The organism is Citrobacter sp. wls827 (genome assembly GCF_005280875.1).
Classification (GTDB): domain Bacteria; phylum Pseudomonadota; class Gammaproteobacteria; order Enterobacterales; family Enterobacteriaceae; genus Citrobacter; species Citrobacter youngae.
Genome location: NZ_SZWR01000012.1, coordinates 336,035 through 347,077, shown reverse-complemented (window position 1 = coordinate 347,077; position 11,043 = coordinate 336,035). Strand labels below are relative to the sequence as shown.

General features: G+C 55.0%; 9 protein-coding genes and 1 riboswitch. Of the genes, 6 read left to right on the top strand and 3 right to left on the bottom strand.

The window, feature by feature from the left end; all coding sequences use genetic code 11:
- Positions 1–327: 327 nt before the first annotated feature.
- Entirely contained in the window at positions 328–450 is a 123-nt protein-coding gene (gene sgrT / locus FDX03_RS08485) for a glucose uptake inhibitor SgrT (RefSeq protein WP_048212707.1), read from the bottom strand.
- A 99-nt stretch (positions 451–549) separates the two neighbouring features.
- On the opposite strand from sgrT, the gene sgrR reads away from it, so the two are divergent.
- From sgrR to thiQ, 4 genes are all read left to right on the top strand, one after another.
- Positions 550–2,205, top strand: a complete 1,656-nt coding sequence (sgrR, locus tag FDX03_RS08480) for an HTH-type transcriptional regulator SgrR (protein ID WP_137345793.1) — start codon at positions 550–552, stop codon at positions 2,203–2,205.
- A gap of 33 nt (positions 2,206–2,238) precedes the next feature.
- Positions 2,239–2,362: riboswitch (TPP riboswitch) on the top strand.
- A 30-nt stretch (positions 2,363–2,392) separates the two neighbouring features.
- Positions 2,393–3,376 carry a thiamine ABC transporter substrate binding subunit gene (gene thiB / locus FDX03_RS08475; protein ID WP_137345792.1) on the top strand — a complete coding sequence of 328 codons (984 nt, stop codon included), beginning with the start codon at positions 2,393–2,395 and terminating at the stop codon, positions 3,374–3,376.
- A complete protein-coding gene (thiP, locus tag FDX03_RS08470; RefSeq protein ID WP_137345791.1) occupies positions 3,352–4,962 on the top strand; it encodes a thiamine/thiamine pyrophosphate ABC transporter permease ThiP in 1,611 nt (536 codons plus the stop codon). The genes thiB and thiP overlap by 25 nt, the downstream gene beginning before the upstream one ends.
- The gene (gene thiQ / locus FDX03_RS08465) at positions 4,946–5,644 is read left to right on the top strand and encodes a thiamine ABC transporter ATP-binding protein ThiQ (RefSeq protein WP_137345790.1); all 699 of its coding nucleotides are present in this window, start codon (positions 4,946–4,948) and stop codon (positions 5,642–5,644) included. Before thiP ends, thiQ begins: the two co-directional genes overlap by 17 nt.
- Before the next feature lie 44 nt (positions 5,645–5,688).
- Here the strand turns inward: thiQ and FDX03_RS08460 are convergent, their stop codons facing one another.
- Together FDX03_RS08460 and araC are read right to left on the bottom strand one after the other, a co-directional pair.
- Positions 5,689–6,456 (bottom strand): DedA family protein, encoded by a 768-nt coding sequence (locus FDX03_RS08460; protein ID WP_048212711.1) that lies wholly within the window; start codon positions 6,454–6,456, stop codon positions 5,689–5,691.
- A gap of 119 nt (positions 6,457–6,575) precedes the next feature.
- Positions 6,576–7,421 carry an arabinose operon transcriptional regulator AraC gene (araC, locus tag FDX03_RS08455; protein ID WP_048212712.1) on the bottom strand — a complete coding sequence of 282 codons (846 nt, stop codon included), beginning with the start codon at positions 7,419–7,421 and terminating at the stop codon, positions 6,576–6,578.
- Between the two features lie 339 nt (positions 7,422–7,760).
- Between araC and araB the strand changes: the two genes are divergently transcribed.
- Both araB and araA read left to right on the top strand, forming a co-directional pair.
- Positions 7,761–9,470, top strand: coding sequence for a ribulokinase (araB, locus tag FDX03_RS08450; RefSeq protein ID WP_137345789.1), 1,710 nt, complete (start codon positions 7,761–7,763; stop codon positions 9,468–9,470).
- Positions 9,471–9,480: 10 nt separating this feature from the next.
- Entirely contained in the window at positions 9,481–10,983 is a 1,503-nt protein-coding gene (gene araA, locus FDX03_RS08445; protein WP_137345788.1) for an L-arabinose isomerase, read from the top strand.
- Positions 10,984–11,043: the final 60 nt, after the last annotated feature.

Genomic DNA, 11,043 nt, shown 5'->3' with positions numbered 1-11,043 from the left:
TGGCGGGTGAACGAGGCTGTATCCTGCCATTATATCTGGCATCGACGCTGGGTAAAAAACGCATAATCCAGGCGGAGGGCGCTGGGTATAGAAATCTATTCCCAAGCCTGACAACGCAGAGTATGCGTTTTTTACACGCGTCCCGGAGGGCTGGGGCCATTTTTTCACATAGCTGTGTTGCTCACACCTTATTTGGTTCACCAAATTTCACTGTTCGCGCCTTGCCATGTGAAAAAATAGCCACCAGCGATGCTCAGAGATAATGGCAGGATACAGCCTGCACCAATACTCAGTCACACATGATGTCTGCAATGCGTAATTCAGAGGTCAGGCTGTCACCTCCCACTGCATCAGTTCTTCGAGCATCTTTAAGCGCTGCGGTGCGCTCAGGCAAGCCAACCAGGACGTTTTTTCCGTCGCGGTAAAGTACTTCAACCAGAATTGACGCATAGATGACCCCTTCGTTGTCTCATCGCTTCATCGGAATCTATTATTGGCTTAATATAGGGATTATAAAATTGCTGAGTTTTCCGCAGGAGTTCCCCTTTTATGTCTTCTGGTCGTTTGCAACAACAGTTCATCCGTCTGTGGCAATGCTGTGACGGCAAAACGCAAGACACCACGCTGAACGAGCTGGCAGAGCTGCTTAGCTGCTCGCGCCGCCATATGCGTACCCTGCTTAATACCATGCAGGAGCGCGGTTGGTTAACGTGGGAAGCCGAGGTTGGACGCGGTAAACGCTCACGCCTGACATTCCTCTACACCGGGCTGGCGCTCCAGCAGCAACGCGCAGAAGACCTGTTGGAACAGGATCGCATCGATCAACTGGTGCAACTGGTCGGTGACAAAACGGCCGTACGGCAAATGCTGGTTTCCCACCTCGGCCGCAGCTTTCGTCAGGGTCGGCATATCATGCGCGTTCTCTATTATCGTCCCATGCGCAACCTGCTACCTGGTACGGCGCTACGCCGCTCCGAAACCCATATCGCCCGACAAATCTTCAGCGCCTTACTTCGCGTAAATGAGGAAAATGGGGAACTGGAAGCGGACATTGCCCATCACTGGCAGCAGATTTCACCTTTACACTGGCGATTCTTCCTGCGACCGGGGATCCATTTTCATCACGGTCGTGAGCTGGAGATGGACGATGTGATCACCTCATTGACCCGAATTAACACGTTGCCTCTGTACTCTCACATTACACAAATCGTCTCTCCCACGGCCTGGACGCTGGATATCCATCTGTCCCAGCCCGACCGTTGGCTTCCCTGGTTATTGGGGCAAGTCCCCGCCATGATCCTGCCGCGAGAATGGGAAACGCTGAATAACTTCTCCAGCCACCCGATTGGTACTGGCCCATATGCGGTGATGAGAAACACCAATAACCAGCTGAAAATTCACGCATTTGATGATTACTTTGGTTACCGGGCGCTGATCGACGAAGTGAACGTTTGGGTGTTACCTGACATCGGCGAAGAGCCAGGCGGCGGTTTGACGCTAAAAGGTCCCACAGAGGATGAAAAGGCGATTGAAAGTCGCCTCGAAGAAGGTTGCTACTACCTGCTGTTTGATGCACGATCCCACCGCGGCGCAAATCAGGAGGTCCGCGAGTGGGCTAGCCGCGTACTCTCGCCAACCCATTTAATTTGCCACGCCGACGAACAGTATCAGCGACTGTGGTTCCCCGCCTACGGCTTACTGCCTCGCTGGCATCACGCCAGACCCGGCCATGGCGAAAAACCAGCCGGGCTGGAAACGCTGACGCTCACTTACTATCGCGATCACATCGAACACCGGATTATCGCGCAGATCATGAAAACGCTGCTGGCTGCGCATCAGGTGCAGTTGACTATTCAGGAGATCGACTACGATCAATGGCATGCGGGAGAAATCGTCAGCGATATTTGGCTAAACAGCGCCAACTTTACCCTACCGCTGGACTTCTCGCTGTTCGCCCATTTGTGCGAAGTCCCGCTGCTGCAAAACTGTATCTCACGGGACTGGGAAAACGATGCGGCTCGCTGGCGAACGGGCGAAATGAGCCTGGCAGCATGGTGCCAACAGCTGCTCGCCACAAAGGCCATTGTGCCATTAATCCACCACTGGCTGATCATTCAGGGACAGCGCAGTATGCGCGGGTTACGCATAAATACCCTCGGCTGGTTTGATTTTAAATCGGCGTGGTTTGCTCCGCCGGATCCTTAATTGATGCTAAGCAACAAAATCATTACACTAACGCCGTTCTCAACGGGGTGCTAAATAAAAACATACACAGAATCATTCGATCTGCGTATGGGCTGAGAGATACCCGTCGAACCTGATCCGGATAATGCCGGCGAAGGGATTTGAGGCTTATCTCAAGTCCTTTGCCACCCAACTCTTGAGGTGCAAAGTGTTTAAAAAATGTCTTCCGCTTTTACTGCTGTGCGCAGCGCCTGTCTTCGCCAAACCTGTACTGACCGTCTATACCTACGACTCGTTCGCAGCTGACTGGGGCCCGGGCCCGACAATCAAAAAAGCCTTTGAAGCTGACTGCAACTGTGAATTAAAACTGGTCGCGCTGGAAGATGGCGTTTCATTGCTTAACCGCCTGCGCATGGAAGGAAAAAACAGTAAAGCCGACGTTGTACTCGGTCTGGATAACAACCTTCTGGAAGCCGCCACACAAACCAAACTGTTTGCCAAAAGTGGTGTAGCAAACGACACCGTTAACGTACCCGGCGGCTGGAAAAACGATACCTTCGTTCCGTTTGACTACGGCTATTTCGCCTTCGTTTATGATAAGAACAAGCTGAAGAATCCGCCCAAAAGCCTGAAGGAACTGGTTGAAAGCGACCAAAAATGGCGCGTCATTTATCAGGATCCGCGCACCAGCACGCCGGGTCTGGGTCTGCTGCTATGGATGCAGAAAGTCTATGGCGATAAAGCGCCAGAGGCGTGGCAGAAACTGGCAGCCAAAACCGTCACCGTCACCAAGGGCTGGAGCGAAGCCTACGGCCTGTTCCTGAAAGGTGAAAGCGATCTGGTGCTCAGCTACACCACCTCTCCGGCCTATCACATCATCGCCGAGAAAAAAGACAACTACGCCGCCGCTAATTTTAGCGAAGGCCACTATTTGCAGGTGGAAGTCGCCGCGCGTACCACGGCCAGCAAGCAGCCGGAACTGGCCGAGAAGTTCCTGAAGTTTATGGTGTCTCCGGCATTCCAGAATGCGATTCCGACCGGCAACTGGATGTATCCGGTGACGCAGGTCGCCCTGCCGTCAGGATTCGAGCAACTGACTAAGCCAGCCACCGCGCTGGAATTTACGCCGCAGCAGGTTGCAGCTCAACGCCAGGCATGGATTAGCGAATGGCAACGCGCCGTCAGCCGTTAATCCCCGGCTGGCTGGTTCCAGGGCTTTCAGCTGCCACATTGATGGTGGCTGTCGCGTTGGCCGCGTTTCTGGCGCTGTGGTTTAACGCCCCGCAGGGAGAGTGGCTCTCGCTGTGGCAAGATGACTACCTGTGGCACGTGGTGCGCTTTTCTTTCTGGCAGGCTTTTCTATCCGCTGTGCTGTCGGTTGTCCCGGCGATTTTCCTTGCCAGAGCGCTCTATCGTCGCCGTTTTCCAGGACGTCTGGCGCTGCTGCGTCTGTGCGCAATGACGTTAATCCTGCCGGTGCTGGTCGCGGTATTCGGCATTCTTAGCGTCTACGGTCGCCAGGGTTGGCTGGCCTCACTCTGGCAAGTCTTCGGGCTGGAATGGACCTTTTCACCGTACGGTTTGCAGGGCATTCTGCTGGCGCACGTCTTTTTCAATCTGCCGATGGCCAGCCGTCTGCTGTTGCAGTCGCTGGAGAATATTCCCGGCGAGCAGCGGCAGTTAGCCGCTCAGTTAGGTATGCGCGGCTGGCATTTCTTCCGTTTTGTTGAATGGCCGTGGCTGCGTCGTCAGATCCTGCCCGTCGCAGCACTCATCTTTATGCTGTGCTTCGCCAGCTTCGCCACCGTTTTATCGCTGGGCGGTGGGCCGCAGGCCACCACCATCGAGCTGGCTATCTATCAGGCGCTGAATTTTGATTACGATCCTGCCCGCGCAGCCATGCTGGCGTTGATCCAGATGATTTGTTGTCTGGCACTGGTGCTGCTCAGCCAACGTTTGAGCCGCGCCATCGCCCCCGGCACCACGCTGGTTCAGGGCTGGCGGGATCCCGACGATCGTCTGCACAGCCGTCTGGCTGACTTAATTCTGATTGTTCTCGCTCTGTTGCTGTTGCTTCCGCCGTTGCTGGCGGTGATTGTCGATGGCTTAAACCGCCATGTACTGGATGTTCTTAGACAACCCGTACTGTGGCAGGCGCTGGGAACCTCGCTGCGCATTGCGCTGGCGGCAGGTGCGTTGTGCGTCATACTCACCATGATGCTGTTATGGAGCAGTCGTGAACTGCGTGCCCGACAACGGGCGCTGGCAGGACAAATGCTGGAGCTGAGCGGCATGATGATCCTCGCCATGCCGGGTATCGTGCTGGCAACCGGCTTCTTTCTGCTGCTCAATAACACTATTGGGCTTCCCGAATCTGCCGACGGCATTGTTATTTTTACCAATGCGCTGATGGCGATCCCTTATGCATTGAAGGTGCTGGAAAACCCAATGCGTGACGTCACTGCGCGCTATAGTATGTTGTGCCAGTCGTTGGGCATTGAGGGATGGTCGCGCCTGAAAGTGGTTGAACTGCGCGCCCTGAAGCGCCCGCTGGCACAGGCGATGGCGTTTGCCTGCGTGCTGTCGATTGGCGATTTTGGTGTAGTGGCGTTATTTGGTAATGAGGATTTCCGCACCCTGCCGTTTTATTTATATCAGCAGATTGGCTCTTATCGCAGTCAGGATGGCGCGGTTACGGCGTTATTACTGCTGATCCTGTGCTTTACGCTGTTTACCGTTATTGAGAAATTGCCGGGTCGAAATGTTAAAACTGATTGATATCACATGGCTTTATCACCATCTGCCCATGCGCTTTACGCTGTCGGTCACGCATGGTGAGCAGGTAGCGATACTCGGGCCAAGCGGCGCCGGGAAAAGTACGCTTCTGAATCTGATTGCCGGCTTTCTGACACCTGCCAGCGGCACGATGATGATTGCAGGTGAAGATCACACCACCACACCACCCTCTCGTCGCCCGGTTTCGATGCTGTTTCAGGAAAACAACCTGTTCAGTCATCTGAGCGTGCAGCAAAATATCGGCCTGGGCCTGAATCCAGGATTGAAGCTGAACGCACCGCAGCGGGAGAAAATGCACCATATCGCCCGGCAAATGGGTCTTGATAACCTGCTGGACAGGCTTCCGGGCGAGCTTTCCGGCGGGCAGCGACAACGTGTGGCGCTGGCGCGTTGCCTGGTGCGCGAACAACCTATTTTGCTACTTGATGAACCGTTCTCTGCGCTTGACCCTGCGCTGCGCCAGGAGATGTTAACGCTGGTGGCTGAGGTCTGTCGCGATAAGCAACTTACGTTGCTGATGGTTTCGCACAGCGTAGAAGATGCGGCGCGCATTGCGACGCGTTCGATTGTGGTCGCCGACGGACGCATCGCCTGGCAGGGCAAAACGGATGCGTTATTAAGCGGTCAGGCCAGCGCCTCGGCGTTATTGGGCATTAAAGCATAATGCGTTGCCGGATAAGGCGAAGCCGCCATCCGGCAAAGGAATCGTCAGTAACCCACCACTTTGCGCAGAATATCGATATACACCGGCATCAGCGGATGGCGCAGCAACACCACCAGCGCAACCACGCCAATGCCGAGCGTCAACGGCGCCAGATACAACAAACGGCTGCGGGGGAAATACGCGGTTAAGCGATCGACAGCCGCTTTGCCGCTGCGCCACAACCGCCAGCAAAACCAACCGCCTACCCACAGCAGTAGCGCCGTGGCCAGCAGCAACCATTTGAAATCCCCACTCTGCATATCAGCAGGAATATCGATTGCCGCCCCCGCCAGGATCCCCGGCAGAAAATAGAACGGCGGCCACAACACGCAGCCGATGATATTGGGCACAATAAATTTCGCGACAGGCAGATCCAGCATGCCCGCCACCATCGGCACCAGCGGTCGCGTCGGACCAACAAAACGTCCCACCAGAATAGTAAACATGCTGTGCTGATGCAGCGCGTGCTCGGTTTTATCCAGCAATGCCTTGTTCTTTTTCATGAACGACCAACGGTGCAGCGGCTTTTTAAAGCGCCAGCCCAGCCAGAAGGAGATCCAGTCTCCCAATAAGCAACCAATGATGCCCGCAAGCCAGGCATGCCAGAAGTTCAGTTCGCCACTGCCAATCAGCGCCCCCAGCCCGGCCATCATCACGGTACCGGGCAGGATCAGGCCAACCAGCGCCAGCGACTCCAGAAAGGCCACCAAAAGTACGGCGATCAGAGAGTACAGGGCGGACTGGAGAATAAAGTGTTCCAGCAATGCTTGCATAATGTGTCCGTCAGATTTACGAAGCAGGGATTCTGCTAACCCTTCTCAACTTCGTCAAGCCATCAATTGTCTGAATAGATTGCGAGTTATGACAACTTTCAGGACACATCATTCACTTTTTATTCACATCCGGCGCGAAACTCGCTCGGACTGGCACCGGTACATTTTTTGAAAACGCGCGAGAAATAGAGCTGGTCGTCGAAGCCAACATTGCGACCCACCGTAGCAATAGGCATACGGGTGGTACTTAGCAATAGCTTGGCCTGGCTGATACGCTGATCCTCGCGCCAGCTTAATACGCTGATGCCCAACTGTTGGCGGAACAGATGCGACAACCGGGACGGTGACAGGCAGACATGCTGCGCAACGCTGGCAATATCAAAATTACTGTCCGCCAGATGATCGCTGATGTACTGGCAGGCATCGCGCACGCGATTGTCCATGGGTGGGTGCAGCGATTCATTAATGGCGTCCATACGTCTGAGCAATAATTGCTCCAGCAGGTTTATCGCCAACAGTTCGGAATAGCGCCCTTCCCCCTGTCCGGCATGAATGATCTGTCCAAACAGTTCGTTAAAATGCGGCTGGTGCGCTTCATCCGGGCGGAAAAAACCGGTCTGGGCAAAGATTGCCGGCCAGGCCAGCCACTCCTGCCAGTAGGCGCGCGGGCGAAAATAAACCCACTGGTGATACCACTCGCTGGCGTCAGGATGGCGTCCGTAGTGGTGAATTTCTCCGGGAGGAAACAGCAAAATATCCCCAGGACGACAGACAAACTGCTGGCCCTGGTTATTGATAACCCCCTCGCCACGGATGGTGAGATTGAGGATGTAGCCCTTCATCCCCAGCGGCCTGTCGATAAAAAAATCCAGGTATCCGTTCGCCTCAATGGGGGTTAATCCGGCCACCAAATGCGCGTTAAACGAATAGCCTGGCAGCAAGGGATCGTTTTGCGTTTCAGCCATAATTTCAATACTCCCTAGGTTCTGCTAAGAAACAATTTGTCCATATTATGCCAGACATCATCGCCGTCGCCGCTGCGGGCCGCTGTGTTTGCGGTAATGGACCATCAACCCCGCTTGTGAAAAGCACTTTGTAAAAAACATGTCCCAAGCCAACGTCAAAATCGGCTAACAAAAGTGTCTATAACTACGGCAGAAATGTCCACATTGATTATTTGCACGGCGTCACACTTTGTGATGTCACAGCATTTTAATCCATAAGATTAGCGAATCCTGCCTGACGGTTTTTATCCCTGGTCACTACTGTTTATCCATACCCGTATTTTTGGATGGAGTAAAACGATGGCGATTACAATTGGCCTCGATTTTGGTAGTGATTCAGTACGCGCGTTGGCAGTGGAATGCGCCACCGGTGAAGAAATCGCCACCAGCGTAGAGTGGTATCCACGTTGGCAGGAAGGGCAATATTGTGATGGCCCGAACAACCAGTTTCGCCATCATCCGCGCGACTATATTGAATCGATGGAAGCGGCGCTGAAAACCGTGCTGGTCGAACTGAGCGCTGAACAGCGTGCGGAAGTGGTCGGAATTGGCGTTGACAGTACCGGCTCAACCCCGGCCCCCATTGATGCAGACGGTAACGTACTGGCGCTGCGTCCGGAGTTCGCTGAAAACCCGAACGCCATGTTTGTCCTGTGGAAAGATCACACCTCAGTAGAAGAAGCGGAAGAAATTACCCGTCTGTGCCACACGCCGGGCAAGATCGATTACTCCCGCTATATCGGCGGTATTTATTCCAGCGAATGGTTCTGGGCCAAAATCCTGCATGTGACCCGCCAGGATGATGCGGTTGCAGAGGCTGCGGTTTCATGGATTGAGCTGTGCGACTGGGTTCCGGCCCTGCTCTCCAATACCGTACGCCCGCAGGATATTCGCCGCGGACGCTGCAGCGCCGGACACAAATCCCTGTGGCATGAAAGCTGGGGCGGTCTGCCGCCAGCCAGTTTCTTTGATGAGCTCGACCCCATCCTTAACCGCCATCTGCCATACCCAATGTTTACCGATACTGTCACGGCCGACCTGCCGGTTGGCACCCTGTGCGCCGAGTGGGCGCAGCGTCTGGGGCTACCGGAAAGCGTGGTGATTGCAGGCGGCGCTTTTGACTGCCATATGGGCGCAGTCGGCGCGGGCGCACAGCCCAATACGCTGGTAAAAGTCATCGGCACCTCAACCTGCGACATTCTGATTGCCGACAAACACAGCGTCGGCGAACGCGCGGTGAAAGGCATATGCGGCCAGGTTGATGGCAGCGTAGTGCCTGATTTTATTGGCCTTGAGGCGGGACAGTCTGCTTTCGGCGATATCTATGCCTGGTTTAGCCGCGTACTGAGCTGGCCGCTGGAGCAGCTTGCCGCGCAGCATCCGGAGCTGAAGACCCAGATTAAAGCCAGCCAAAAACAACTGTTGCCAGCGCTCACCGAAGCCTGGGCGAAAAATCCGTCGCTGGATCACCTGCCGGTGGTACTCGACTGGTTTAACGGTCGCCGTACGCCCAATGCCAACCAACGTTTGAAAGGGGTGATTACCGATCTCAATCTGGCCACCGACGCACCAGCGCTGTTCGGTGGGCTGATTGCCGCCACGGCCTTTGGCGCGCGCGCAATTCAGGAATGCTTCACCGAACAGGGCATTGCGGTTAATAACGTGATGGCGTTAGGTGGCATCGCCCGCAAAAACCCGGTCATCATGCAGACCTGCTGTGACGTGCTGAACCGTCCGCTACAAATCGTTGCTTCCGACCAGTGCTGCGCACTCGGTGCGGCTATCTTCGCCGCCGTAGCCGCTAAGGTCCACGCGGACATTCCCGCCGCCCAACAAAAAATGGCGAGCGCCGTAGAAAAGACGATGCAACCTCGCCCAGAACAGGCTCAACGTTTTGAACAGCTTTACCGCCGCTACCAGCAATGGGCAGTAAGCGCTGAACAACAATACCTTCCGACTGCCATGCCGGCGCAAAAAACACCGGTAAACCAGGCAACCCTGACACATTAAGGACACGACAATGACGATTTTTGATAACTATGAAGTGTGGTTTGTGATTGGTAGCCAGCATCTGTATGGCCCTGAAACCCTGCGTCAGGTAACCCAACATGCCGAGCACGTCGTTAACGAACTGAATACTGAAGCTAAACTGCCCTGCAAACTGGTCTTAAAACCGCTGGGCACCTCGCCTGACGAAATCACCGCTATTTGCCGTGACGCCAACTATGACGATCGCTGCGCAGGGATGGTGGTCTGGCTGCATACCTTCTCGCCGGCGAAAATGTGGATCAACGGCCTGGCGATCCTCAACAAACCGCTGATGCAGTTCCACACCCAGTTTAACGCCGCCCTGCCGTGGGACAGCATTGATATGGACTTTATGAACCTGAACCAAACCGCGCACGGCGGTCGTGAGTTCGGCTTCATCGGCGCACGTATGCGTCAGCAGCACGCCGTGGTCACCGGTCACTGGCAGGACAAACAGGCACACGAACGCATCGGCTCCTGGATGCGACAGGCCGTGTCCAAACAGGACACTCGCCATCTGAAAGTCTGTCGTTTTGGCGACAACATGCGCGAAGTTGCGGTCACCGATGGCGATAAAGTTGCCGCGCAGATCAAATTCGGCTTCTCGGTAAACACCTGGGCCGTGGGCGATCTGGTGCAGGTCGTGAACGCAATTAGCGACGGCGAAATCAACGCACTAATCGATGAGTATGAAAGCTCTTACACCATGACGGCGGCAACGCAAGTCCACGGTGAAAAACGTCAGAACGTACTGGAAGCCGCCCGTATTGAACTGGGGATGAAGCGCTTCCTGGAACAGGGCGGATTCCACGCCTTTACGACAACATTCGAAGATTTACACGGCCTGAAACAGCTCCCGGGTCTGGCCGTACAGCGTCTGATGCAGCAAGGCTATGGCTTTGCTGGCGAAGGCGACTGGAAAACCGCCGCTCTGCTTCGCATCATGAAGGTGATGTCAACCGGTCTGCAGGGCGGCACCTCATTTATGGAGGATTACACCTACCACTTCGAGAAAGGCAACGATCTGGTACTTGGTTCGCACATGCTGGAAGTGTGCCCGTCCATCGCGGTGGAAGAGAAACCGATCCTCGACGTACAACACCTCGGCATTGGTGGTAAAGACGATCCCGCCCGTCTGATCTTCAACACCAAAACCGGCCCGGCCGTGGTTGCCAGCCTGATCGATCTCGGCGATCGCTATCGTCTGCTGGTTAACTGCATCGACACCGTACCAACCCCACATGAGCTGCCGAAACTGCCGGTGGCAAACGCACTGTGGAAAGCCCAGCCGGATCTGCCAACCGCATCTGAAGCCTGGATCCTTGCCGGAGGCGCGCACCACACTGTGTTCAGCCACGCGCTGGATCTGAACGATATGCGCCAGTTCGCAGAAATGCACGATATCGAGATCGCCGTGATCGACAACGATACCCGTCTGCCAGCCTTTAAAGACGCGCTGCGCTGGAACGACGTGTATTACGGTTTTAAACGCTAAGATACGGATTGCCCGGTGGCACTGCGTTTACCGGGCCTACGATCCTGTAGGCCGGATAAG

Coding starts and splice junctions, on each gene's coding strand:
- sgrR (WP_137345793.1), top strand. CDS start 550: ATGTCTTCTGGTCGTTTGCAACAACAGTTCATCCGTCTGTGGCAATGC.
- sgrT (WP_048212707.1), bottom strand. CDS start 450: ATGCGTCAATTCTGGTTGAAGTACTTTACCGCGACGGAAAAAACGTCC.
- araB (WP_137345789.1), top strand. CDS start 7,761: ATGGCGATTACAATTGGCCTCGATTTTGGTAGTGATTCAGTACGCGCG.
- thiQ (WP_137345790.1), top strand. CDS start 4,946: ATGTTAAAACTGATTGATATCACATGGCTTTATCACCATCTGCCCATG.
- thiP (WP_137345791.1), top strand. CDS start 3,352: ATGGCAACGCGCCGTCAGCCGTTAATCCCCGGCTGGCTGGTTCCAGGG.
- FDX03_RS08460 (WP_048212711.1), bottom strand. CDS start 6,456: ATGCAAGCATTGCTGGAACACTTTATTCTCCAGTCCGCCCTGTACTCT.
- araC (WP_048212712.1), bottom strand. CDS start 7,421: ATGGCTGAAACGCAAAACGATCCCTTGCTGCCAGGCTATTCGTTTAAC.
- araA (WP_137345788.1), top strand. CDS start 9,481: ATGACGATTTTTGATAACTATGAAGTGTGGTTTGTGATTGGTAGCCAG.